This window comes from Streptomyces sp. NPDC111507 (genome assembly GCF_055638955.1).
This window is the reverse complement of sequence record NZ_JBVKBU010000024.1, coordinates 1-22768: the sequence shown is the minus strand read 5'-3', so window position 1 is coordinate 22768 and position 22768 is coordinate 1. Positions and strand designations below refer to the sequence as shown.

General features: G+C 67.6%; 24 protein-coding genes and 2 pseudogenes. 17 read left to right on the top strand and 9 right to left on the bottom strand.

The window, feature by feature from the left end; translation table 11 throughout:
* Positions 1-35 precede the first annotated feature (35 nt).
* The gene (locus ACZ7M2_RS47770) at positions 36-776 is read left to right on the top strand and encodes an SUKH-3 domain-containing protein (RefSeq protein ID WP_471600612.1); all 741 of its coding nucleotides are present in this window, start codon (positions 36-38) and stop codon (positions 774-776) included.
* A 249-nt stretch (positions 777-1025) separates the two neighbouring features.
* On the opposite strand, the gene ACZ7M2_RS47765 is transcribed toward ACZ7M2_RS47770, so the two are convergent.
* Positions 1026-1358: a hypothetical protein gene (locus ACZ7M2_RS47765; protein ID WP_471600611.1), complete on the bottom strand. Its 333-nt coding sequence runs from the start codon at positions 1356-1358 to the stop codon at positions 1026-1028.
* A 300-nt stretch (positions 1359-1658) separates the two neighbouring features.
* Here ACZ7M2_RS47765 and ACZ7M2_RS47760 point away from each other — a divergent pair, with 300 nt between their 5' ends.
* Together ACZ7M2_RS47760 and ACZ7M2_RS47755 are read left to right on the top strand one after the other, a co-directional pair.
* Complete coding sequence (locus tag ACZ7M2_RS47760; protein ID WP_471600610.1) at positions 1659-2171, top strand: NUDIX hydrolase; 513 nt, start codon at positions 1659-1661, stop codon at positions 2169-2171.
* Between the two features lie 81 nt (positions 2172-2252).
* Positions 2253-2849 carry a nucleotidyltransferase family protein gene (locus tag ACZ7M2_RS47755; protein ID WP_471600609.1) on the top strand — a complete coding sequence of 199 codons (597 nt, stop codon included), beginning with the start codon at positions 2253-2255 and terminating at the stop codon, positions 2847-2849.
* A gap of 204 nt (positions 2850-3053) precedes the next feature.
* On the opposite strand, the gene ACZ7M2_RS47750 is transcribed toward ACZ7M2_RS47755, so the two are convergent.
* Complete coding sequence (locus ACZ7M2_RS47750; protein WP_471600608.1) at positions 3054-3479, bottom strand: hypothetical protein; 426 nt, start codon at positions 3477-3479, stop codon at positions 3054-3056.
* Between the two features lie 198 nt (positions 3480-3677).
* On the opposite strand from ACZ7M2_RS47750, the gene ACZ7M2_RS47745 reads away from it, so the two are divergent.
* From ACZ7M2_RS47745 to ACZ7M2_RS47730, 4 genes and pseudogenes are all read left to right on the top strand, one after another.
* Positions 3678-4013, top strand: coding sequence for a hypothetical protein (locus tag ACZ7M2_RS47745; RefSeq protein ID WP_329536683.1), 336 nt, complete (start codon positions 3678-3680; stop codon positions 4011-4013).
* A pseudogene (locus tag ACZ7M2_RS47740) lies at positions 4013-4192 on the top strand (type I-E CRISPR-associated endonuclease Cas1e); the annotation flags it as partial. The gene ACZ7M2_RS47745 and the pseudogene ACZ7M2_RS47740, both read left to right, overlap by 1 nt.
* 286 nt (positions 4193-4478) lie before the next feature.
* Positions 4479-5273 (top strand): hypothetical protein, encoded by a 795-nt coding sequence (locus ACZ7M2_RS47735; RefSeq protein WP_471600607.1) that lies wholly within the window; start codon positions 4479-4481, stop codon positions 5271-5273.
* Positions 5274-5383: 110 nt separating this feature from the next.
* A protein-coding gene (locus ACZ7M2_RS47730; protein ID WP_471600606.1) for an IS5 family transposase occupies positions 5384-6195 on the top strand; the annotation gives its coding sequence in 2 pieces (ribosomal slippage) (positions 5384-5707 and positions 5710-6195; 810 coding nt in all).
* Between the two features lie 23 nt (positions 6196-6218).
* Here the strand turns inward: ACZ7M2_RS47730 and ACZ7M2_RS47725 are convergent.
* Positions 6219-6959 carry a tetratricopeptide repeat protein gene (locus ACZ7M2_RS47725; RefSeq protein WP_471600605.1) on the bottom strand — a complete coding sequence of 247 codons (741 nt, stop codon included), beginning with the start codon at positions 6957-6959 and terminating at the stop codon, positions 6219-6221.
* 1138 nt (positions 6960-8097) lie between these two features.
* Here ACZ7M2_RS47725 and ACZ7M2_RS47720 point away from each other — a divergent pair.
* From ACZ7M2_RS47720 to ACZ7M2_RS47700, 5 genes are all read left to right on the top strand, one after another.
* The gene (locus tag ACZ7M2_RS47720; RefSeq protein ID WP_471600604.1) at positions 8098-8706 is read left to right on the top strand and encodes a hypothetical protein; all 609 of its coding nucleotides are present in this window, start codon (positions 8098-8100) and stop codon (positions 8704-8706) included.
* A gap of 303 nt (positions 8707-9009) precedes the next feature.
* Positions 9010-9612, top strand: a complete 603-nt coding sequence (locus tag ACZ7M2_RS47715) for a hypothetical protein (RefSeq protein WP_471600603.1) — start codon at positions 9010-9012, stop codon at positions 9610-9612.
* Positions 9613-9847: 235 nt separating this feature from the next.
* Positions 9848-10210 (top strand): hypothetical protein, encoded by a 363-nt coding sequence (locus ACZ7M2_RS47710; RefSeq protein WP_471600602.1) that lies wholly within the window; start codon positions 9848-9850, stop codon positions 10208-10210.
* 54 nt (positions 10211-10264) lie between these two features.
* Positions 10265-10951 (top strand): hypothetical protein, encoded by a 687-nt coding sequence (locus tag ACZ7M2_RS47705; RefSeq protein WP_471600601.1) that lies wholly within the window; start codon positions 10265-10267, stop codon positions 10949-10951.
* Positions 10952-11023: 72 nt separating this feature from the next.
* The gene (locus ACZ7M2_RS47700) at positions 11024-12193 is read left to right on the top strand and encodes an IS630 family transposase (protein ID WP_471600600.1); all 1170 of its coding nucleotides are present in this window, start codon (positions 11024-11026) and stop codon (positions 12191-12193) included.
* 32 nt (positions 12194-12225) lie between these two features.
* Here the strand turns inward: ACZ7M2_RS47700 and ACZ7M2_RS47695 are convergent, their stop codons facing one another.
* The 3 genes from ACZ7M2_RS47695 to ACZ7M2_RS47685 form a co-directional block, all read right to left on the bottom strand.
* Positions 12226-12666, bottom strand: coding sequence for a hypothetical protein (locus tag ACZ7M2_RS47695; protein WP_471600599.1), 441 nt, complete (start codon positions 12664-12666; stop codon positions 12226-12228).
* Positions 12663-12896, bottom strand: coding sequence for a hypothetical protein (locus tag ACZ7M2_RS47690; RefSeq protein ID WP_471600598.1), 234 nt, complete (start codon positions 12894-12896; stop codon positions 12663-12665). The genes ACZ7M2_RS47695 and ACZ7M2_RS47690 overlap by 4 nt, the downstream gene beginning before the upstream one ends.
* A gap of 88 nt (positions 12897-12984) precedes the next feature.
* The gene (locus tag ACZ7M2_RS47685; protein WP_471600597.1) at positions 12985-13452 is read right to left on the bottom strand and encodes a PH domain-containing protein; all 468 of its coding nucleotides are present in this window, start codon (positions 13450-13452) and stop codon (positions 12985-12987) included.
* A gap of 146 nt (positions 13453-13598) precedes the next feature.
* Here ACZ7M2_RS47685 and ACZ7M2_RS47680 point away from each other — a divergent pair.
* Positions 13599-13835 (top strand): annotated as a pseudogene (locus ACZ7M2_RS47680) (SAM-dependent methyltransferase); the annotation flags it as partial.
* 153 nt (positions 13836-13988) lie between these two features.
* Here the strand turns inward: ACZ7M2_RS47680 and ACZ7M2_RS47675 are convergent.
* On the bottom strand, positions 13989-15047 hold the full coding sequence (locus ACZ7M2_RS47675; RefSeq protein ID WP_471600596.1) for a protein-glutamine glutaminase family protein: 1059 nt from the start codon (positions 15045-15047) through the stop codon (positions 13989-13991).
* 213 nt (positions 15048-15260) lie between these two features.
* On the opposite strand from ACZ7M2_RS47675, the gene ACZ7M2_RS47670 reads away from it, so the two are divergent.
* On the top strand, positions 15261-16487 hold the full coding sequence (locus ACZ7M2_RS47670) for an aminotransferase class V-fold PLP-dependent enzyme (RefSeq protein ID WP_471600595.1): 1227 nt from the start codon (positions 15261-15263) through the stop codon (positions 16485-16487).
* Between the two features lie 87 nt (positions 16488-16574).
* Here ACZ7M2_RS47670 and ACZ7M2_RS47665 read toward each other — a convergent pair whose 3' ends face one another.
* Entirely contained in the window at positions 16575-16985 is a 411-nt protein-coding gene (locus ACZ7M2_RS47665; protein ID WP_471600594.1) for a family 4 glycosyl hydrolase, read from the bottom strand.
* A gap of 618 nt (positions 16986-17603) precedes the next feature.
* Between ACZ7M2_RS47665 and ACZ7M2_RS47660 the strand changes: the two genes are divergently transcribed.
* Positions 17604-17882, top strand: a complete 279-nt coding sequence (locus ACZ7M2_RS47660) for a transposase (protein ID WP_471600593.1) — start codon at positions 17604-17606, stop codon at positions 17880-17882.
* Positions 17883-18415: 533 nt separating this feature from the next.
* Positions 18416-18811: a hypothetical protein gene (locus tag ACZ7M2_RS47655; RefSeq protein WP_471600592.1), complete on the top strand. Its 396-nt coding sequence runs from the start codon at positions 18416-18418 to the stop codon at positions 18809-18811.
* A 549-nt stretch (positions 18812-19360) separates the two neighbouring features.
* Here ACZ7M2_RS47655 and ACZ7M2_RS47650 read toward each other — a convergent pair.
* Positions 19361-20734, bottom strand: a complete 1374-nt coding sequence (locus ACZ7M2_RS47650) for a hypothetical protein (RefSeq protein WP_471600591.1) — start codon at positions 20732-20734, stop codon at positions 19361-19363.
* Positions 20735-21023: 289 nt separating this feature from the next.
* Between ACZ7M2_RS47650 and ACZ7M2_RS47645 the strand changes: the two genes are divergently transcribed.
* Positions 21024-22670, top strand: a complete 1647-nt coding sequence (locus tag ACZ7M2_RS47645; RefSeq protein WP_471600590.1) for a helix-turn-helix domain-containing protein — start codon at positions 21024-21026, stop codon at positions 22668-22670.
* Positions 22671-22768 lie beyond the last annotated feature (98 nt).

Genomic DNA, 22768 nt, shown 5'->3' with positions numbered 1-22768 from the left:
GCGGCCTGCGGTTCGGGCAAAGGTTCCGAGGGACGGTGACGGCAGTCCCGAGGCCGGGTGCGATCGGGATCTTCGTCGACATCGGTCTTCCGGTCGGAGGGTTCGTCGATGTTCTGCTTCTACCGACGGTGGCAGAACGCTGGCCAGGCAAAGGAACCGAGGCCGAATTCGAGGTCTGGTGGGCCGATCAGCGACAGGAAGTGCGACTCAAGCCAGTTGACCCGCAGTTCCTGCGTGACGACTTCGCCCACTGGCAGGCGGACTGGCGGCCCGGCTGGCCAGAAGACGTGCCGGTGGACAAGGCATGGGTCGATGCGGCGGCGACGTATCTACGGGGAACCGGCGTGATCGAGGAGACACGGCGCGCAGCAGGCTGGCGGCCGGGACGGCGCGTCGCGATCGACCACTGGCGCAAGACGCTCGAGAAGACCGGCCTGGTCCGCATGCACGATGCCGCTGAAGCCTTCTTGGCGGAGTTCGGTGGCCTGGACGTCCAGATCAGCGGACCCGGGATCACCTGCGCCAAGACCTGCTTCAACTTCGCCCCGGACAACCTGATCGGCGAGGAAGACCGCTTCGCCGACTGGAGTCACACCATCGGGCGCGCCATCTTCCCCCTCGGCGAACTCGATGAGGGCAGATTCTTCCTCGGCATCGACGAGAACAGCGAGATCTACCTGGTCGAGACCTGGCTGGCTACGTTCGGCTCTGCCCAGGACGCGCTGGAGAAGCTCGTCCTGGGCATCGCCCCGGAGCGGATCCAGACTGCCGACTGAACAGCCCCAGCCGGACCGGGCTCCAGTCCGACGATGCTTCCCGGCGGGCCACGCGATTGCTAAAGATCAGCCAATCGGCACATTGCTAACGCGCCGCGGAATCCGCAGTCTCAGCAGGACCTCCTGCTAACAAAGCGGCCGAACCTACACCGCGCGAGGTGTCGGCGGTCGAGGCTGCCACTTCCTCATCCGGTACTTGGCTGCTGGCTCACCCGTGCGGGCGGTAAGGCGCACAGCCCGCCTGTGGCTTCACGGATAAGTAGTGGCCCCGTTTGGGAACTTGGGTTCTAGAGGTGGTTGCAACACCTGACCCTGCGGGGTGTTGCGATGGCCAAGCCGCGTCGAACGGCGGATTCCAGACAGCGCTCCTGAAACCACGGCTTCGTAGGCGGCGGCCGCGCGGTCGATGTCGCCCTGAAGCCACCACACGTCGCCTTCGACGCGGTGGTGGCGGCCTTCCCAGCCGAGGGTGCGGGCGGTGTCGAGGGCGGTGGGGAAGCCGCCGGCGAGGCGGGCCAGGTGGGCGAGGCCGCGACGGGCGGCGAAGGAGAGGCGGCCGCCGCGGTCGGCGACCAGCTGCATGCCCTGGCGGGAGGCTTCGGAGCGGCCGAGGTCGCGTTCGGCCTTCGCCCAGCTTGTCTCCGCTGAAACCGTGTCCCTCGCAGGTCATGTCTCCTTGGGCGTGCGGGCGTCGGCCTGGCGGTGTCGCGTTTGTAGGCGGTTTTGTGCTGCCATACCTGGCCCTTGAATTTCACTCGGGGGGGGGACGGTGAGTCTGAGCACGACAACTGTCGTCATCCGGGTCCGGCCTCCTTGCGCAGGTGCTCTTGGTCCAGTTCCGCGAGTCGCCGGGAAGTGGCCTTGTCGGTGGGCTCTGCCAGGGTGTCCGTCGTGGACGAACTGGTGGAGCGTGTCGACGATCAAAATCGTGTGCTGGGGGTGGTAGTCAGCCGCCGGCAGGCCATCCGGGAGGGTTGGCTGCACCGGGTCGCCGTGACGGTGTGTCATGATGATCGTGGCCGGATCCTCGTCCACCGGCGGTCGGAGCAGCTGTCACGCTTCCCCGGGCTCTATGAGGTCGAGGTCGGTGGCGCCGTCAATGTCGGCGAGTCCTATGAACAGGCCGCCGCGCGGGAGCTGGCCGAAGAGCTGGGCATTCGTGTGCTGCCGCGCTTGCTGTTCACGTTCCTCAACCGCAGCGGTTTGAGCCCTCACTGGCTCGGCGTGCACGAAGCCGTGGTGCCGGACGCCGTGGTCCCCGATCCCGATGAGGTCGCCTGGCATGGCTGGCTGACCGAGGCGGAACTGCGGTCGGCCCTGCTGGAGTGGCGCTTCACCCCCGACAGCCACGAAGCATTCAGCCGGTATCTCGCGTTCCGCACCGCGCAGTCCTGACCTCTCGCGCCTCGTGGGCTGGGACGTCTGCTTGCGGTCAACGCGCCTTGTGAGAGCGGCTGATCGTGATAGGGAGTACGGATGCTTGGTCGCCTCCCGCTCGTTGAGCAACTCGATGGCTTGCGGTCCGTGCTCTCCCAGAACGAGGTCCTGACCGGCGTGCTGACCAGGGCAGCGACGATGGAACTGCCCGGCTGGTATGTGACGGCGGGCTGTCTGTTCCAGACGGTGTGGAACGTGGTCACCGACAGGCCCCCGAGCAGCGGCATCAAGGACTACGACATCTTCTACTTCGACGGCACCGACCTGTCCTGGGAGGCAGAGGACGCCGTGATCAAGGCAGGGCAGGGGGTGTTCGCCGGGCTGCCGGCCGAGGTGGAGATCCGCAACGAAGCCCGCGTGCACCTCTGGTACGAGCAAAAATTCGGCGTGCCCTGCCCGCCTCACGAGTCCACCGAGGCCGCGATCGACTCGTTCGCCTCGACGACGTGCTGTCTCGGGGTGCGGCTGGACCGCGGCGGTGGATGGCGCGTCTATGCGCCCCACGGGCTCTCCGACGTGTTCAACCTCGTGGCCCGGCCCAACCCGGTCCTTGCCACGCGGGAGGTCTATGAAGCCAAGGCAGCGCGCTGGAGAGACGAGTGGCCGGAGCTCACTGTGCTGCCGTGGCCGGGCTGACGCTCGGATGCGAGTGGTCATGCGGCGAGTCCCTCTCCGGCGGGCCAGTTGTCCTTGACGGCCGCCCTCAATGGCTGCGACATCCATGCGGGGCGTTCGCAGGTAGGTGCTGAGAGCGCGGTCGGCTGACAAACGGCACCCCGTTCCCGGGAGTCGGTGATCTTCGGAGTTGTCGACAACTAGCCCGCTTCGTCTCAGGCGGGTTCAGCTGCAGGTGCCGATGACATCAGTGCTCCGGGCTCGTGGCAGTGATCGGATGTTGGCTGGCCGGGCTTCGGTGCTGTCGGGGTCGCGCAGGTGCTTGATCTCGTCTTGCTGGGCCGCGAGTCGCGACAGAGCGAGCTTCTTGAACTGGTCGAGTTCCGCGATGACTTCGTTGGCCTCACCCAGGCGCGTCTTGAGCTTGGCGTTCTGGTCCTTCAGGCGGGCGATCTGGTCGTCGCGCGGGTCGGGGATGGTGCCGGCAGCTTTGAGTGCTGTCATCCGCCGCTCGAACTCCTCGGCCAGATGCTGGTAGGGGCCGGGCCGGAGAGTGCCGTGGCGGTCCTTCTTCGGGCAGAAGGCAGTAACGGTGGAGTCGGGTATTGGAACTGTCTGAATGCCTGGCTCATGATCTTCCTTCTGGCTCACGTCAGCGCGGTGGGCTGCCGGCCGCCCACAGACAGCCTCCGCTCCCTGGTCAAACCGCCGCCCCCCCTGCTCGATCTGCAGGGAGTCGCAGTCGTGCCTAAGGGCTGTCCCGCAAAGCACAGTAGGCAGCAGGCGGGGGTCGCTCCGGGAGTCGCTGGCGTGAGCTGCGATGATCCTGTCTCGGGGAGAGGAGCTGTCGTGACGGTGGATGTGCGGCCGGATCCGGTGCAGATCGTTGCCAAGGTGGGGTCAAGCTTCATGGCTGCGGATCCGGAGCGGGCATTCGAGGTCTGGGTATACCTCGCCAGCAAGGCAGGGTGGCAGGTCAGCCCGGTCGAGGACGTGTCCGTGGATCTCAGTGCCGGGGAGTGCGGGGTCGTGGAGATTGAGGGTCTGCGCTACCTGGTGCGCCAGAGCCGGAGAGTTCGGCGCACGCTTGTCGACGACGTCACCGGCGGACCTGCTGAGCGCCCCGTCTTTGGCTTCGCGGCGTGGGCAGAGCCGGTACTTTCCCCGGAGAGCGTGGATTCCTGATCAAGCTCGCCGCCATCGGCACACTCCTGCTCGGCCCCGGCACGCGCATCACCCACCAGGCGATGAGTGTGCTGGGGGAGACCGGGGCCGCCGTCGCCTGGGTCGGCGAGCACGGGGTGCGCTACTACGCCAGCGGCCGGGCCCTGACCCGGTCTTCCGCACTTGCCGAGGCCCAGGCAAGGCACCCGAGAGCTACCTTGCTGCTCGATGATCCGGCTCAACGATCTCTTGCCCACAACCGATTGATCACAACATCACTCGGGCGCTGGCTGTCGCGGGAACAAAGCCATGATCATGTGAACGTTGTGGATCGACTGGCTAGGAGGGTGAGCGCTCCTACCTTGCACCTGAAGGACGGACATAGGGAAGCATGATGAGACCGCCCCGGACCTGCTGGACGTCGGTGATGCGTACACCTTCGACTGTGGGCTAAAGCTGAGCTTCACCAGCTTCCAGGTTCCCGACATGGACAAGAAAGCCCTCATGGAGAGGGCTGAAGACGAGGGGATGCGCGGACCGAAGAATTCCCTCAACTTCTTTCAGGTCAATGCTGTTGTGGAGAATGTTGGATCCAAGAATCTCAAGTTCGACCTGCACTACCAATACCATTACGCGCGCGTCGGTGACCCTGCCCGTAAGGCAACGGGGTTGGATGATCATGACGGCGCCTTGTTTGACGTCGTCCTCCATCCGAGGCGCCGCCTAGCGGGGTACTTCCTCTTCGCTTCGAAGAAGGAATGGGGAGACCGCATCGAGCTTGACTCAATGATCTACCTCGACCCCAGTCTCACCACGCTTTCGAGCGTATGGGTAGGGCGCCTGCCTGACGCTCCCGATTCTGACGCGTCTCCAGTGGCGGAGGTGTCTCAGCCTGCGCCCATGACCCGCGTGGAGACCGCGTCTCAGGCTGTGAGCGCGTCTACCGCAACGGTCGCAGCGGTCCAAGCGGAGATGCGTAAACGGGATGAGGGCAAGCGGATTGCGCTGGAGAATCCGCGTCTCGCGCTTGAACTCGGCATCGGGGACCCGGATCGGCACGCTGGCTTTGATGATGGTGGACTCATCGAAATCAACGGCGTGGAGGCGGAGACACTGAGCCGGGCGTTCCGTCTGACGGCGGATACAGCCTCTCGGATCGTCGGTGTTCGGGCGCATATCGGGGGAGTTTTTGCCAGCGTAGAGGAGATCGTTCTGTACGCCGAACTCAGCCCGAGGGAGGAGCAACTCTTGCGGGAGCGGGCGGTCGTTCTTCCCTGGTAACTGCGTTGGTCGATGATGCCGTTCGGTTACCCCCTTAGAACGGCTAACACAATGAGGTGCATCGCCCCTGGTAGCCGTGCCTGACAGCGCAATTGAGCGTTGTCCGGGCCGTGGGGACTTCACCGTGGATCGTGCCGGACGAGCTCTGGGAGCGGATCGAACCGCTGCTGCCGAAGAAGGAACGCCGCTTCCGACACCCCGGCCGACTGCCGATTCCCGACCGTCGGGTGCTGTGCGGGATTCTGTACGTCCTGCACACTGACATCCAGTGGGAACACCTTCCCCAAGAGCTCGGGTTCGGCTCTGGGATGACGTGCTGGCGCCGGCTGCGGGACTGGAACGAGGCCGACGTCTGGCAACGCCTCCACGAGGTGCTGCTGGCCGAACTGAACGCGGCAGCACGGCTCGACTGGTCCCGCTGCGTGGTCGACTCCTCCCACGTCAGGGCCCTAAAAGGGGGCTCCATACCGGCCCTTCGCCCGTCGACCGGGGCAGGGCAGGCTCCAAGCACCACCTGATCACCGATGGTTACGGTACTCCGCTCGCCATCATCCTCACCGGCGGCAACCGCAATGACGTCACGCAGCTGATGCCGCTGCTGGACGCCATCCCGCCGGTCCGCGGCCGCGTCGGCCACCCGCGGCGCAAGCCTGACTCACTCTTCGCCGACCGCGGCTACGACCACGACATCTATCGCGACCAGGTCCGAGCCCGCGGCATCGTGCCGGCCATCGCCCGCCGAAACACCCGCCACGGCACCGGACTTGGCGTCTACCGGTGGGTCGTGGAGCGGACCTTCGCCTGGCTGCACGGCTTCCGGCGTCTCCGCGTCCGTTGGGAACGGCGAGCCGACATCCACGAAGCCTTCCTCAAGCTCGCCTGCTGCCTCATCACCCACCGACAACTCCATAGCCTCCGGTAGGCGCGCTCCCTGGAAGGTCCGTGCTATCGCGTGAGGCTCAGTGCCCAGTCACCAACGTGCGCCCACTCGATGGCCTGACGGATGTCGTCCTTGGTCAGCTTGAGTTCGTCGAGCACCGTGCGCGCGTAGCCCAGACCCGTCTCGCGATCGCCGAGCTCTGCAGCCTTGAGGGCACCACCCATGGCCTTGATCGCATCGACCGGGCCGCCGAGTCCTTGGTAGCACATCGCGGCGAAGTTCAGCGCGGACGCAGGCGGAAGATCATCACTCAACTGGATGTGCTTTTCCAGGACGCGCCTGGCCCCTGCGAAATCGTCGTGCGCCAGCCCTATGTCAGCAAGCTGTACCGCAGCCTCACTCACGCCTCCCCGCGCGGCCAAGTCGAGGTAGCGGAGGTACTCTTCGTCGGATTGCGGGACTCCGTCACCTCGGAAGTACATCCCCGCGAGGTTGAACTGCGCGAACGGATCGCCTTGGTGGGCAGCCTTGGTGAAGAGGGCAGCGGCCGCCGCGTAGTCCTTCCGGTCCCCTTCCATGAGCACGTAACCCAGGCCACGTTGAGCGGATGGGATGCCAGCGTCGGCGGCAATCTTCAGGTGTCCACAGGCCTTCGGGTAGTCACCCTCGATTTCAACGGCGAAGGCGCCGAGTGCTTCGTGACAGTAGGGGTCGCCTGAAGCTGCCCCTTCACGGACCTTCGGCAGCAGTACCGCCGTGGCCTCGGTGTCCTTGTCCGCGATCGCATCGAAGAAGTCCTGCAGCACGCTCGAACCTGCACCATCGCTCACCAAGACCACCCCGCCGCTCCACGTTCCCGCCCCGTCGCGCCGCTCATTCTCACCGCCTCTTGGCAGCACATGACACCCGGCCCCTCGCTTGAGGGGCCAAGGGCCGCAGGACCCCCACGTCATTGTGTTAGCCGTTCTTAGACACCTCGAACAGCGGAGCCAGCCGCGGCACCGCGAGGTTGGTCCTACAGCAGGTGTCGACCAGCAGGTCCCGGTCCACCAGTCACGACAAGCCATCCCAAGGGATCCTTCTGTGTAGGGGCCGAGGAGCCGCGCGAGTCGCGCAGCGCTCTTCGGCCCTATCCGACCGGTTCCACCCAAACGTTCCCTCCGCTCCCCTTCGCCAGGGCCGCAAGGGTCGGAGATGGCGCTGATGCCCTGCGGGTCCCGGCACAGCTGGCAGAGCCGTTGATGCTCGGGAGCTCGCGTAGGCCGAAGGCCCGTGCAGGACGGGGGAGTAGAGATGCGGCTGCGGGCAGCGCTGGCCCGGCGAAAGCTACGCCGGCCGACGCTCAGCTGGCGCTTCTCTCGCAGGTAGGCGCTGACGCGGCCGTAGCTGCCTCGATAGCCCATGGGAACGATCTCCTCCCAGAGCTTCCAGGCGTTGGTGCAGCCCTCGTCCCAGCGTTCGTCCAGGTAGACGATCTCGATCCCGGGTCGCTTCGCCAGCCATGCGGCCAGGCTGGACGCCTCCCGGTCAGGCATCAGGTCCACCGGTCGACGGGTCTCGACGTCGACGAGCACTGCGCCGTAGCCCCGTCCTTTGGGCGAAGGATCTTCAGGGCCAGGCCGGCTGGAGCGGAACGACCGCTGTGGTGAGGGTCAGGAGTAAAGCAGATCCCGGACGTGAGATGACCCTGGTCTCGAGTAACAAGCAATACATGCCCACGGGCTGGCGGAAAAGCAATTCACTTCTCCCCGGGGAGACGTACGTACAGCTTCCCGGACACGCGGAACAGGCGGTTCTCGAGGCGCTCTCGACCGGGGCTGGCTGGGATATTATCGAGGGCGGAACATCGACGGGTGCATGTTGGGGGTGCTGTTTTCCCAGCCTGACCGGTATGGGTGTGACTGTGGGCGGGTTCGTGAACGACAGTCAACCGCAGAATTCGCCGTGGAGGAGATTTTGGAACACGTACCCCTAGGCGTGTCGCATGAATCGCTGGCCCAGGCTTTGCGCGCGGCACAGGAGGATTCCCTCGTGCGCTTCGCCTCGATCTGCTTCTTCAAGGTCCTGCCGATCATCGAGGTCCGTTCCGGTTGCCCTGTCGATGAGCAGGTCACCGAGCGACTGCGTTCACTCGAGGTGGAGCGGGAAACCCTGGCCGAGGTGGTCGGGCCTCTGCGGGACATTGTCGAGCGATCGCCGAGCGAGAGCGTCTGTGGTGAATTGAGTGAAGCCTGTTCGATGGCCGCAGAAATGGTCTTGAGGGCTTTCGGGAATGGCTTCCGAATCAGAGAGTGGGCAGACTGGTGCTCGACCCTGGTTCTGGATATTCATCAGGAATTTGATGCCCTGCTGTATCCCGGAGACGACGGGGTGCCCATTTTCTATCCGGCACCTGAGCAACCCGAAGTGACACCCATGGAGGCATTGGAGTTGCGTGATCAAGTGGCCGCGCTGGACCTCCTCCGCCAGGGGGTGGGCAGTGACCAACTCCGCACCATCAATGAAGAGGGGAACTCGAGGGTGGCGTCCGCGCTTATTCGGATCGTGGGCTGATGTTGTCGTGTGGCGTACTCATCACCGCCAACCACGCGCGGGTCCGGGACTTCGGGTTCCGAGCAGCCGCAACACCGCGCAAGGGTGATGGACACCCCGAAGACCCTCGCCATCCGGGCGCCAGCCCGGCCGGCGAGGGCGAGTCCCACCGCGGCGAGAGTCGACCGCAAGGGTTCGACCCGGGCGAACCTGCCCGCGATGCGGTCCATCAGGTGCTCGAACGCTTCCTGCCAGCGGGCAGCGTCTACGCTGTGACCTGCGGCCACCGCGTGATCGTTTGTCTTCACACGCCGATGATCAACGGTGGCCGCACCAGTTTGTGCCACCAGGACGGAACGGCTCGTCGAAGGGAAAGCAGTGCTGGGGCTGCTGGGCTTTTACGACGAACTCGACAACCGCTCCGGCCAGCCGAACGGATCGATACGCGATGCTGTCCGGCCCGTCGGCGAGCCGGACGAGGCGGACCTGGTGACCTATCTGGACGCCGGCTACGTCCTGATCGATGTCATGGAAGGCGGACACGACGTCATCACCGGTAGCGCCCACCGGCACTCTCCGGGATGCTCCTCCCTGGTGACCGACGGGGCATGGCTGTGGCGCCAGGACTTCCCGCACTACCTGGAAACCCACCACGCCTCGCTGCCCGTAACGTTCCTCGAACACGTCCGCAGCCTGAACTACCAGATGCCCACCATCACCGTCGCGCGATTCGCTCCGCACTACGACGAGACCATGCCCATGGTCGGCTGGGCCTCGGCAGTCCCGTGGCGATCGACTGCGACCACGCTCGTACCTGAACCACGGACCGTGACCAGCAAAGCCCAGTTCGACGCGGCGATGTTGGCCCAGGACCGGAACCGGCCCCACGGCAGCTGGGGCAAGCGACGCAAACCGCGGAAAGCATAGCCATCAGCAGCCCAAGAGCGATCTACAGCTGGAGTACATAGTGCGTGTTTCTGATCTGTGGTGCTTCGTCAGTAGCTGATCGTCAATTAGGGTTGCTCGTGAGTCGAGAGCCTGTTCGGGGGATGGATGCGGCGGGAACGTTCATTGCGCATGGCGGTCTGCGCTGGCCTGGTTGGAGTAGCGGTCGCCGCGACGGGGTGCACGAGCCCGTTCGCACGATCCAGCGGCTACCGACATGTCGCCCAGTGCGCGGACCTACCTGTCGCGGGCGCTGAACATCATGGAGAAGCACTCTATTCTTCGTCACAAGGTTGACTGGTCAGACTTGCGGAGCAGGGCGTTCTCGCAGGCGCGCGGCGCGCAGAAGACGGCGGGCACGTACGGGGCGATCGACTCGGCTCTGTATGCGCTGGGCGACGGGCACAGTTTGTTCTGGGAGCCGGATGAGGCGAAGGAGCGTTTCGGGGCCTCCGCGGTCAACTTCGATGGCTTAGTGGTCGGCTCCGGAAGTCCTTCGGGGGTTGACGTTGGAGTCCAAGTAGTGCTGGGTATCTGGGGACTCAACGGGCTGCCGGTCGCAGGTCTGACGTCTCGGTGAGGTTGGACTTGGTGTAGGGGCCACGCGTCAGAATGAGGCAGGTACGCTCCGTTGGTGTCGAAGAAGCAGAGGAAGAAGTACCGCTCTGCGGCCCGCGCCGCTGGCGCGGGCATCGTTGTCGAGAAGGCGCGACGAGCGGCGGTTCCGGCCAAGACAGCCCGTCGTCGCCTGCACGTGGGTGCTGCAACCCTCGGCGGGGCTGTAGGGGGCACCATCGTTGTACCTGCCCTCTTGGAGCGATTCGGGGTGATGCGCTCCGGTGCGTGGGTGCCCGCCATGTTCGCGGGGTTGGCCTTGGCGCTGGGCTTTCCGCTCCTGTACGCGACGTTTCGCCCGGTACGTCACGGCCCTGGATGGCAGCTTCTCACTGCTCGGACTGTCACGGGCAAACGCACGGTCGATCTGAGCAATCTGACGCACATACGTCGAGTTCGCGTCCCCAGCAAGGCTGGCTGGTTGGACGAGTTCTGGGTCAAAGACTGCCGAGGCGTCGTCCTTCTTGTGGACAAGAAGGTACTCATGGGTCCCATAGGGCAGGCGGTGGTTCACAGTTCGGGGATCTCAGGCTCGCTGGGAACCGTGAAGATCTCTCGGCATGCGGCCGTCGGGATTGGCCTCAACGAGCCCTCAACTGCATACCGGGCAGCCCGCGCATGCGCAGATGTCCTTCTCGGGATTCTGGCCCCCGGGGCAGTTGCCGCTCTTGGAATCCTGGCCAGCTGGCTCACCAGATCAGCGTGAGGCACAGCCAAGGAGATCGGAGAGGATGTCGATCATTCCGAACGCTTCTCCCGAGATTGGCCGTTGCCTCCCATGCCCCTGGGCCGCGCCGTATGCCTTACTCTGACCGCCGCCGAGCGTCACCGGCTGAAGAAGATGGCCTACGGTCACAAGACTCAGTACCAGGCCCGGCAGCGCGCCACAGTCGTCCTGCTCGCGGCGCGCGGCCGGGGCAACGCCCGGATAGCTGCCGAGACCCGGCTGCACGTGGACACCGTGCGCACCTGGCGCGGTCGGTTCGCCGACGGCGGGCTGCCGGCCCTGGCCGACCGCAAACGCAGCGGGCGACCGGCCCCCCTCACCCCTGTACAGATCGCCGAGGCCAAGGCCCTGGCCTGCCAGCTTCCGGCCGAGACCGGGGTGCCATTGTCGCACTGGTCGTGCCGCGAACTGGCCGCCGAACTAACCGCGCGCGGCGTCACCGACAGCATCTCGGCGTCCACCGTGCGCCGTTGGTTGCGACAGGATGCCATCAAGCCCTGGCAGTACCGGTCCTGGATCTTCATCCGGGACCCGGACTTCCGCGCCAAGGCCCAGCGCGTCCTTGACCTGTACGCCCGAACATACGAAGCCGAACCCCTCGGCCCGGACGAGTACGTGCTCTCCAGCGACGAGAAGACCTCGATCCAGGCCCGCTGCCGCTGCCACCCGACCCTGGCCCCGGGCCAGGCCAGGGCGATGCGCGTCAACCACGAGTACGGCCGCGGCGGAGCCGTGGCCTACCTGGCCGCCTACGATGTCCACCGGGCGAAAGTCTTCGGACGCTGCGAGGCCACCACCGGCATCGTGCCGTTCATGGCCATGGTCGAACGGGTCATGACACAGAAGCCGTACGCCGACGCGAAGCGCGTCTTCTGGATCGTCGACAACGGCTCCTCGCACCGCGGCAAGAAGGCCATCGATCGCCTGGCCGCCAGGTTCCCGAACGCCGTGCTGGTCCACACCCCGGTCCGCGCCCCCTGGGTGAACCAGATCGAGGTCTTCTTCTCCATCGTGCAGCGCAAGGTCGTCTCGCCCAACGACTTCACCGACCTCGACCAGGTCAGGGACCGGCTCCGAGGGTTCGAAGACCGTTACAACGCCACGGCACAGCCGTTCCAGTGGAAGTTCACAACCTCCGACCTGGACGATCTGCTGGCCCGGCTCGACCGGCACGCTCTTACCGACCGACACCAAGAATCCTCCGTCGCCCTCGCGGCCTGATCAACCCCCGAAGGATTTTCAGCGTCGACCACTTACCCCTCCTCGACCATGTCTGCGGGCAGCCGAAGACGCACGGTGAGCCCTGCGGATGGGACATCACACGGGAACCTGTCGCGCCCATCCCACGCCTGAGGAACTGCAGCGCCAACAGCGGGAGCAGCAGGCCGCACAGGAACGAAAGCGCCAGGCCGAGGAGGAACGTCTTCTCGCGGCTGGTCGGACCAGCGCGCCCGCAGCCAGGACAAGGTGATCAGCTTGTCGTCCGACGCGGCGAGCTGCCGACGCTGAGACTGCACCAGCGAGGCGAGGGAGACGATGCCATCGGCGGTGGGGATCTTCACCCGGTCGGCGACCTTGTGGGCGAGCTGCGTCCCCAAGTCACGCTGGTCCATGGACATGGCGAGGTTCTTGTCCACCGTGATGCCCTTGACGTTCCGGTCATGGAACACCTGCCGCGCCTCCTCGACGCTCAAGTCAGTTCCACCGGGAGCCGCACGCCGCGGAGCTGATTGATCGTCAGCCCGTACGATCCCGGGTCGGAAACAATCTGGTGCAGCGCCGTGCACTGCGTCTCGCCGTCGATCGGCACCTCGTTCGCGCCAACCGGGATGAACACCTCGTACAGCGAGCCCGCCGCCTCCGCCACCTCTGTCGCCGTGGCGGTCGGCTTCCCATCCGCCTGCGACGGGATCCAGATGGTCACCGGCGGCGTCGACCAGCCGTTGAAGAGGTCACCACGCAGGCCCGTGGCGATGTAGTCGGCGTACTCGTTCGCGTTCTTGCCCTCGCATTCATGGGGTGCCGGGCCTGTAGTGATGGTGTGCTGCGCGCAGGGCGCGCAGCTGGTCCTCGAAGCTGAACGCGCCCACGGAGCCGGCGTACGGCACCGGAAGCCAGACGGCTTCGCCGCTGCGCAGCTTGGCCACGACACGGAGGTTGTGGGTGCTGAGGCGGCGGTCACCGGGTTGTACCCGCACGTCCTCGAAGCGGTCGATCTCGTCCCATTCCAGTCGGTGCCACCGCAGCACCGTGCGGTACCGCAGCCCGTCCTGGCCCGCCTCCAGGCGGCGCCCGAGGAACCCGAAAGCCGTCAGGGTCCCCACAGCGAGGACCGAGGAGCAGGCCACCCACTGGTTGTGCCCCGGAACACCGAGACCGGCCGCGACCCCTGCTCCGATCGCGGCCAGCGCGGCCAGCGCGGTCGTCCAGCGTGCGGACGCGCCCATGATGCGGAAGGACAGCTCAGCATTGCTTGCCATCCTCGTGATCCTTCCATCCGCCTGCCGCCGTGCGTAGATCCCGTCAGGCCGCAATTAAAATCAGTCACCTCTGCCGCTCTAGCTAGTGCTGTGACCGCGTAGGCGCGCCGGGCCGAAGCTTGGTGCAGGGAGGCGATGATGAGGATATGACCCCCAGTTCACGCGCCCTGTCGTTCGATGTAGCCGCTGCTCAGTACGCGGCGAGCCGGCCTTCTTACCCAGCCGCGCTCTTCGACTGCATCGAGGAGTTCGCCAGCTGTCGTCTGGCGGGTGCCCGGGTCGCCGACGTCGGCGCGGGCACCGGAATCGCCACCGTGCTGCTGCAAGAGCGGGGCGCCGATGTGATTGCTGTCGAGCCGGGTGAGGCCATGGCTGATGAGTTTGGCAGGCGGAGACAGCCCACCATCTGGAGAGGACCGCCATCCCCGACCGCCGGGAGGCGTTGCGCCGGATGACCGCCACGTACATGGACTACATGCATCTGAACGCGGCCGCGCACACCTGGCCGGTGGACTGAGCGCGGCGAGCGGCCGGAGTCAGGAGGAGGGTGTGTACTCCACGGCGCTGTTGGCGTCCGGCCGGTTGCCGGGACCGGGTTTCCCGAGGAATCCCCAGGCGGTCCGGTGGACGTTCCGGTCCTTGTCGACCTGGACGCGGGCGGCCCACTCGCCCAGCTCGATCGGCCCGGAACGGGAGAAGACGGGGTCGATGACCAGGACTCCGCTCGGGGTCGTCACCGAGGCCGCGACGTGGTGGTTCCACTGGTGATCCGCGTGCAGCCGGGCTCCCGCGGAGGTGGCCCAGTGCTTCGAGAGATGGTGGGCGGCGATCGCCGGGGCGTGCCGGGCGACGGCCAGGCAGACCGCGTGGGCCCGATCCTCGCAGCCGTCCTGGCCCACCTGCCTGCCGGCACTGCCGAAGGCGGGCACGAGCCGGGGCCACATCGCTTGGAGGGTCTCCGCGGTCGGCGGACCCGAGGACGGGAACTCCTCCGCGAGATAGGTGAGTTGCGCGTCGAGTCTGGCCAGGTACTTGGTCTTCGTCGCGCTGTCCGGTTTCTGGCCGACGAGCCGGATGGCCTCGCGCACGGTCTCCACCGACCGCAGGGGTGTCAGGTTCCGCAGCAGTGAGAGAACCGCCACCTTGTCCTCGGCGACCCGCTTGATGTGCTCGGGAGCGCCTTGTTCGTCCATCCGCTCCAGCAGTTCGGTCACCCGGGCCTGGTCGTTGGCGATCTGCCGCATGGCATGCGCCGAGAACGGCTCCTCCCGCTCCTCCTCGGAGGAGGTCTCCGATTCCTCCGAGGAGTACTCCTCCTCGGAGGAGGACGACCTGTCCGCTCTTGCCTGCTTCGACGGCTCCCGGTCCTCCGGTGATCCGGACCTCTTGCGTTTGACGCCGGGGGCCTGCATACGCTGGATTACTGCGGTGACCGCCGCATTGCCCGCGGCGCCCCGCAGCGCCAGCACGTCCGAGGGGTGTTCGGGCTGAGCGTGACTCCGTCGCGCGGCCGGGTCCTCGGTCCGGTCCGGGACATGCTTCGGCGCGGGGGCCGCCCGCTGTGAGTGTGCCTCGTCACGAGCCGACCGGCGCATCAGCCACTCACTTCCTCCGCTGTTCGGTGCGGTGACATCCCACCCACCCTTGCGGACGCGGGCGTGGCCTGTCGCCGTCCTCAGGGGCAGATCTTCGGGCACTTCACCCTGGCGCACAGGCTCCCCGGCCACGCGGCCGCCCCGGCTCCGGCCAGGCGAGCACCGCCGTGTCAGGATGCCGGTTGATTACCGTGTTTCCGGAGGCCTGCTGACATGAGCGAGACCGAGGTGGCCGTCGCGCCGCACCCCCTGCTACTGCCCGACGGCAGGCTCGCCACCGAGGCGTGGTCGCTGGACCCGGCGCTGCGGCACCTGAACCACGGATCGTTCGGTGCCGTCCCGCTGGTGGCACAGGAACGGCAGGCGGAACTGCGTGCCGAGATGGAGCGCGCGCCGGTCCTGTGGTTCCCGGAGCTGCCGGGCCGGCTCGCCGCCACCCGGGCCGACCTGGCCGGCTTCCTGTGCGTCGGCCCCGGCGACCTCGCGCTGGTGCCGAACGCCAGCGCGGGCGCCAGTGTGGTCTACGGCGCGCTCGAACGCCGCCACGGCGGGGAGATCGTCGTCACCGACCACGGTTACGGGGCCGTCACCATGGGAGCCGAACGGCTGGCACGCCGTTGGGGCGGTCGGGTGCGCATGGCGCGGGTGCCGCTCGGCGCCGACGAGAACGAGGCGTACGAGGCCGTCGTCGCCGAGGTGGGCAAGGCCACCGACCTTGTCGTGGTCGACCAGATCACCTCGGCGACCGCGCGCCGTCTGCCGGTCGAGCGGATCGGCGCGGAGGCACGCCGCCGGGGCGTACCGATGCTGGTCGACGGCGCACACGCGCCGGGTCTGCTCGCCGCACCGCTCACCGACGCGACCTACGACTTCTGGACCGGCAACCTCCACAAATGGGGCTGTGCCCCGCGCGGCACCGCGGCCCTGGTCGCCCGCGGGCCGCTGCGGAACCTGCTGCACCCGCTGATCGACTCCTGGGGCGCCGAAGAGCCGTACCCCGACCGCTTCGACCACCAGGGCACCCTCGACGCCACCTCCTACCTGGCCGCGCAGACGTCCCTCGCCTTCGTCGAGCGCGCCTGGGGCTGGGACACCGCCCGCAGCTACATGGACCGGCTGGCGGACTACGCCGCGCATGTCATCGGCGCCGCCTTCGAGCGACTGACCGGCGCGGACAGCCGGACCGACGTCGGGACACCCGTCCCCGGCATGCGCCTGGTGCGGCTGCCCGCCGGCCTCGGGCGCAGCCGCATCGAGGCCGACGCGCTGCGCGACCGTGTGGCCCGCGAACTCGCCGTCGAGGCGGCCTTCACCAGCTTCGACGGCATCGGCTATCTGCGCGTGTCCGCCCACGTCTACAACACCCCGGCCGACTACGAGCACTTCGCCGAGCGATGTGTCCCCGTGCTCGGGGACTGGGCCCGCGCGTCCCGCCGCTGAGTCCGCACGCCGGGCGCCCCCGGAGCGCTCCCGCCGGCGGAGCGACGTGGGCCGTGACGCCGGTGCGGCCGGACCGCCGGGTGACGGTCAGGAGCCCACGCGGACGCGCAGTCCCGGCTGGAGAAGGCTGCCATGGGCGGTGACCATGTCGTCGGACAGGCGCCAGATGTCCTCGACGGGCAGGGTCGCGGCGGTGGCCGGGTCGGTCATCGCTGCATGCCTGATGTGCCAGGGTTCGTCCTCGATCGCCGCCCGCGCCACCAGGTCGTTGGCGCTCAGGTAGGTGCGGTTGAGCGCCGCCAGTTGGGGCGGGAGGGAGGCCCCCGCGGGTGGGCTGGACGCCCAGCGAGTCCAGCAGGCACGGCACCTCGACGACGCCGTGCGCGGGGTGCCGGTGACCATGCTGTGGATGATCTGCGGCGCGTACTCCATCGTCCCCTCGACGGTGATCGGCGCCCCGGCGGTCAGCGCGGCGCGGGTCTTCTCGTAGGCGGCCACGTTCTCGTCGACGATCCTCAGGTATTCGCCGATCGGCAGCCGCAGCCGCTCGACCTCACTGCCGTGGTGCAGGTATCAGGGGACGTTGCCCCTGCCGAAAACCTCATCCGCCCTCGTGCGCGGGGGTGCGCGGGGTTTTGGGCGCGGGCGATCGAGGGGTGCTCTCGCGCAGCTGGTGATTGCCCCGACATGATGGTCGGTCGTGCTGCTGCGACTGGCTTACCTGACCGTGACCCAAGCGTTCGCCATGGTCCGCCTGTTACCGATGAGCGACCGTGCAAGGACGCGGAGATCCTCGCCCTGCGCCATCAGATCACGGTGCTTCAGCGTCAACTCGGCAAAGACAGGGTGCGGTTCGCCCCGGGCGATCGAGCGTTCTTGGCGGCGTTGCTGCACCGGCTGCCGTCGAAGGTGCTGCGCAGGGTGAGGTTGCTGGTGCGTCCAGATACGCCTTCGCAAGTCAGACGCATCCTGCTCGCCGACGTGTGCGCTGGCGCCGCCCTCGGTCCTGGATGCGATCGAAAGACCCGGACTTCGTCCCAAAAGGACAAGGATCATCGGCCTCTACACCCATCCGCCCGACGACGCGACGGTGATCTGCGCGACGGGCTGGGGCCGGTGATCCCTCGGACCTTCCCGCCCGCACCCGCCTGGTCACCCGACGGGCACCGGATCAAAGCGGAACTCGACTACAGCCGCGGACCAGAAAAGGCCTGGGCCTACGGCGGCCTGCGACCCGCCGGCGGCCAGGCCCTGACCACGACCGCGCCCTCCCGCAACAGCATCTTCCACCAACCGTTCCTGCAACAGATCGAGGACGCCAACCAGCACGGGGAGATCTGGATCGTCACCGACAACCTGTCCAGCCACAACAGCCTCTCCACTCGGACCTTCTGACGGTCGTCCAGGACGTCTCCGGACAAACAGGGCGTAAAGTTCATGTCCGGCTGTTAGTTGTGACGGTCGTTGTCCAGCTGGCGACGCAGTTTGAACTCGATCCATGTCAGCGCGGTTGCGCCTGCGAGCGTGCACACCACCAGGATCATCCAGGCCACGCGTCGATTCTCTGACGGACCTACGGGCATTCCTCGACGTATCGGGCTGTTTGGTCGGCTATGGGGCTGAGTATCCGCATTTCGCGCCGGCCCTGGACGCTCTGGAGACGACTATAGGAGAGCTTGCACGACCGGGCCGGTGTGACTAGTCAGCTGCATGCTGCTGTACTGCTTCGTGCGTTCAGCGTGGGAGGTACGCAAAACGCAGGTCAGCGGCCTGGTGCTGCACCAACCGAAGGCATCGCCGATGAAGAGGCGGACGCTTGTTGACGCCAGTGTGCGGCCGCGAGAACCCGCGCTGGTGGGGCTGCGTAAGCCGGCTCACGCCCCACGTGTACCGGATCGCCGGCGACCGACGAGGAAGACGAAGGATTGATGACGCTGAATGTGGGCCAACGGGTGCGACTGGCGGCGGATCTCCGGTTGGCCGGGTCGGTGACCCCAGCCGGGGAGCCCCCGGAGGAGACGGGTGCCTTCGCCGCCTCTCTGGCCCTGGCAGCAGGCATCGAGGGCACCGTCGAGCGTGTGGACGAGCATCACCGGCAGCAGAGCCACGAGGTCCGTGAGTACCTGCGCCTCAAGTCACTCCTCGACGACTTCGGCCACCAGATGCCGTCGGCGAGCAGAAAGCAACTGGATGAGCAGGTGGGGGCCTTGGAAGAGCAGTGGGTCGCCTACCAGCGACGGATGCTCCGCGTCACGGTCCGCGTCCGGCTCGACAACGGATTCGTCCTCGACGATGTCCCCGAGGAGGCTTTCGCCTCCGCCTGATCAGGCGTCGGGGCGCTCGCTTTCCGCGTGCCAGCCTGTCAGCCGGGCAGAACACCCGGGTTGGGGATGTGGTGCGGGTCCAGGCTGTTCTTGGTGGCCCGCAGCGCCAGCGCGAAAGGGTTCGGGGTGCTGGATGCTGTAGGCGGCCAGCACCACCCGCAGATGCGGCATGAGGGCCAGCAGCTCATCGACCACCGTGCCGAACCAGCCACCCACCCCGTACGGCCGCTCAGCCCGCTCTGACGCCGCATGGCCTCAGTGCTCTTCGGCGCCCCGGCCGTGCGGCCACTGCCTGTGCATCCGGTGCCGTGTCAGTGCCCGGGCGAGGCTGAGGGCCTTCGTGATCGGTCTGGAGGACGCCGGGAGCCGCGGGCGTCCGCGCACGAGAAGCGAAGTCAAGCGGACCAGGGACGGCCCGCCTTCTCCCCTCGTGGCGCACTCCGCCATGCCCGCCACGAGGAGGGGCAGCCGATCAGCTCGACGTGCGGCGCCGACCCGGTCCCCCTCGGATGCCAGGGATGTCATGCCTGGCGCCCACGGGGTTCGGCATCAGCCTTCGGTCTGCGCTGGCGGGATGTTTTGGCCGTTGCTGCGTCGTCGGCGGGACAGGAGGCGGAGCCAGGAGAAGCGGCTGCGCCTTTTAGCGGGGCGTTCGGGCGCCGCGGCGGCCCGACGCGGAAGCGATCCGGTCGGCGCCACGGCAAGTACCGCAGCGCGCGCGGTCGCGGGCTCCGGCATGACAACTTCGGTCGTCTCAGAGCGGGTGGTCGGTGTCACGGCCGTGTGCGGGGGTGCTGGTTCGCTTCGGGCTTCGTCGGCGGTGGGCAGCTGTAGTTGCTGGGGCGGACGGCTGCGGACGGTGGAGTGCTGTGTGTGGTTGCGGGCGAGGCGGCGACGGTGGCGTTCGCGTCCTTGTTCGGCGTGGGCGAGGTCGGCCATGACCTGGAGCGCGGCCGCCAGGCGCTGGCCGGCGGGGCGGCCGAGAGCGGAGAGCGGTAGGGGGACCAGGCCCCACCAGTCGGCTTCACCGGCTGGGCGGGGGCGGGAGATGCGCCAGTCGTGGCGCCAGGACGCCATGTCGCCGCTCCAGTCTTCCCCTTCTCGGGCGGCGTGCTGGTGGTTGTGGCCGCCGTAGGGGATGAGCAGGGTGTCCTCGGCGAGCCAGCACACCGCGCCGCGCAGGGCGTTGATCTGCCGTTGGGCGAGGGTGGGCTGCACTTTGCGGTGGGTGAGGGCTTGGCCGCGCGGCCGGACGGAGAGGCTGCCGGCGCTGGTGTAGTGGACGGGGTCTTCACGGTCGAAGATCCACCAGTGCTGGGTGCCGGCGCCGTACTGCGCGCGCACGGCTTTCATCTGCTGGTCCACGAGGGCGGGGGAGAGCAGCCGCCGGGGGCGTTCGATGACCGCGGTCTCGTCCCCTTGGCGCACGACCAGAGCCGGTGGAAGTTCCCAGCGCTGCCCTACCTGGCCCGGGTTGATCTGCAGCCATGCGGCGACACCGGGCAGGGCGGACAGCCGGTCGCGCAGGTCGAGGACGCGCGTGAGGTCGGCCTGGACGTCCGCCTGCTGCTGCGCCGGGGCGCCGCAGCGGTCGGATCCGGGCCGGCTGCCGTGGTGACGGAAACGCGGGGTGAAGTGGGAGCCGGCGCTGGCGGGTCCGGTGAGTATCAGCTGCGCCCCGCAGGCGCAGCACCGGTAGCGGCCGTGGGCCAGGCCGCGCGGCAGGCTGTGCGGGGCCTGCGGGTCGCGGCGTAGGTCGATGATGCGTCCGGCGGTGGACTGGTCGATGGCGAGTTCGCTCATGCGGGGCAGAGCGGTACGGCGCCGGCTGGTCCGTGTGGCGGGCAGCGGCGCGGGAGCGGCGGGCCCGGACAGGGCGCGGGGGCGGGAGAGGGAGGAGCGGGAAGCAGCGGGGCGGCTCATGGACGACTCCAGGCAACAGGTGTGGGGACGAGACGGGCGGGACTGTTCACAGCCTTGCTCCGCCTGCTTTGTCCGACACAATGTCCGCGCCTTTGGCCTGGTGAATTGCGGACATGGCGCGGCAGCGCCGGACCGTCCACCCGCCGCCGGGCTCGTAGTGATCCGGCCATCCGTGTCCTAGGGAGGCCGGTTGACGCCCTGCCGTCTCTGGCGTGATCTTCGTACGCTGGGCCGTCAGTGAACTGTGCACTGCGTCATCGGTGCGCCGCTGCCGTGGGGGAGGGGGGCTATGGCGGAGAAGAAGGCCGGCCGGGGATGGGGCGACCTGCAGGCCGACACGGTCGAGGGGCGGGCTCTGGCGATCTATCTGCGGCAGTTGCTGGACCGCTCCGGCAAGCAGCTGAGAGACCTCGAGCCGTCTGTCCGCTACGGTCGCAGCACGATCTCGGAGTTCTTCAGCGGCAAGAAGGTCCCATCACAGCAGTTCATCGTCAAGGCCGTCGACGCGCTCACAACGCCCCTGGAGCGGGAGATCCGCCGCCAGGAGGCCCTGGCGCTCTGGCACAAGGCGAAGAATCCCGCGCCGCCCTCCGCCCATCTGCCCGCCGCACGGCCCGCCGAGGAAGCCGCGGCGGCCGCGCTTGCCAGCGTCGCAGCCACCGCCCAGGACCAGGCGGCTCAGGCCCAGGAGCAACTCACCCAGGCGCACGAACGCAACGACCGCCTCACCCAGGAACGCAACCGCGCCCAGCAGATGGTCACAGCCCTCAGCATGCTCACCGTCGACCTCCAGCAGCGCATGAGCAGTCTCAAAAACCACCAGGGCCAGGAGACTCAGCAGGAGCTGGCCCGGCTGACCTACCAACTCGACACCGCACAGCAGGATCTGGGGCGCGCCCGCGCCAGCCGCGAGGAAGCCGAACAGCTCACCCGCCGCCTGCGCCGGCGCAGCGACGAACTTGAGGAACAACTCGCCCGTCTCCGCGCCACCGCACCCGCCCCGCGCAGCGACAGCGACCCCACCCTCCTGCCACCCATGCCCGAAGACCTTCAAGAGGCCTTCTTCCGAGCCGACTTCGACCAGATGCTCGACACCGTGCACGGCTTCCTCGACGAAGGCCAGGCCCTGCGGGACGAAGTCCGCGACGAATGGGACCTGACCCCGCCCCGCCGCACCGCCACCCAGATCATCCAGCGCTGGCAGACCGCCACCCACCTCCTGGGCCGCGCCCTGGGATGCCTGCTGCTCATGACCACAGCCGTCGCCCTGCTCGCCGTCACCGACGCCGGCGCTCCCGGATGGGCACCGCTCCTGGTCCTGCTCGCGGTGAGCGGGCTGTTCTTGACTGCTGATCCGTGGGAGCCGGCACGACGGCTGTGGCCCGCGCTGCGCAGCTCTCTGCGGGGCGAACCGCTCGCCCGGCAGATCCGCTTCAGCGCCAAAAGCCTGTCGGACCGCCTTGTGCGCTGCCTCACCGCCCTCGCGGCTGCCGCTACGGCAGCTTTCAGCCTGTTCACGGCCACCCGGTGGAGCTCCTGGTGGCTGCTGGCACTGCTCCCGGCTGCTGCCGCGTTGGCCGCCTACACGGTCGTAGGCAAAGACCGCCGCGTCCTGCCGATGCTGCAGGACGCCATCGGCAGCCTCGCCGCTGACCTGAAAGCCCCCCGCCGCCAGCAGCCCGATGCCGCACCGCGCCCTCGCCTTGTGCTCACCGACCGGGACTGGCTCGATGCGCGGCGCCAGGAAGTCGCCGACGCCATGACCGGCCCGTGGCGCCAGACACCGCTGTGGATCAAAACCGCGGTGGTCATCCCAGCTTTCCTAGTTTTGATGTCCGCGACGGGAGCACTTCTGAGTGCGCTCTCGAGCCATGTTGCGAAAGCCTGGGACGGCAGCGGGCTGACCGCCACCGTCGACCGGCCGGTCCGCGCCTAGCTGGCTTGTGTGCGCTCGGTCATTGACCGGGATGCCGTACGGTCCGCGGATGTTACGCCTTGGCACCTGGTCAGCCCACTTCACGTCGCGAGATCTGC

Bases quoted from the DNA above. Each gene is read 5' to 3' on its own strand.
- ACZ7M2_RS47645 (WP_471600590.1), top strand. From the start codon at position 21,024: ATGGCGGAGAAGAAGGCCGGCCGGGGATGGGGCGACCTGCAGGCCGAC.
- ACZ7M2_RS47685 (WP_471600597.1), bottom strand. From the start codon at position 13,452: ATGGCAAGCAATGCTGAGCTGTCCTTCCGCATCATGGGCGCGTCCGCA.
- ACZ7M2_RS47655 (WP_471600592.1), top strand. From the start codon at position 18,416: ATGACGCTGAATGTGGGCCAACGGGTGCGACTGGCGGCGGATCTCCGG.
- ACZ7M2_RS47650 (WP_471600591.1), bottom strand. From the start codon at position 20,734: ATGAGCCGCCCCGCTGCTTCCCGCTCCTCCCTCTCCCGCCCCCGCGCC.
- ACZ7M2_RS47700 (WP_471600600.1), top strand. From the start codon at position 11,024: ATGCCCCTGGGCCGCGCCGTATGCCTTACTCTGACCGCCGCCGAGCGT.
- ACZ7M2_RS47755 (WP_471600609.1), top strand. From the start codon at position 2,253: ATGCTTGGTCGCCTCCCGCTCGTTGAGCAACTCGATGGCTTGCGGTCC.
- ACZ7M2_RS47675 (WP_471600596.1), bottom strand. From the start codon at position 15,047: ATGCGCCGGTCGGCTCGTGACGAGGCACACTCACAGCGGGCGGCCCCC.
- ACZ7M2_RS47710 (WP_471600602.1), top strand. From the start codon at position 9,848: ATGTCGCCCAGTGCGCGGACCTACCTGTCGCGGGCGCTGAACATCATG.
- ACZ7M2_RS47765 (WP_471600611.1), bottom strand. From the start codon at position 1,358: ATGCAGCTGGTCGCCGACCGCGGCGGCCGCCTCTCCTTCGCCGCCCGT.
- ACZ7M2_RS47735 (WP_471600607.1), top strand. From the start codon at position 4,479: ATGGACAAGAAAGCCCTCATGGAGAGGGCTGAAGACGAGGGGATGCGC.
- ACZ7M2_RS47670 (WP_471600595.1), top strand. From the start codon at position 15,261: ATGAGCGAGACCGAGGTGGCCGTCGCGCCGCACCCCCTGCTACTGCCC.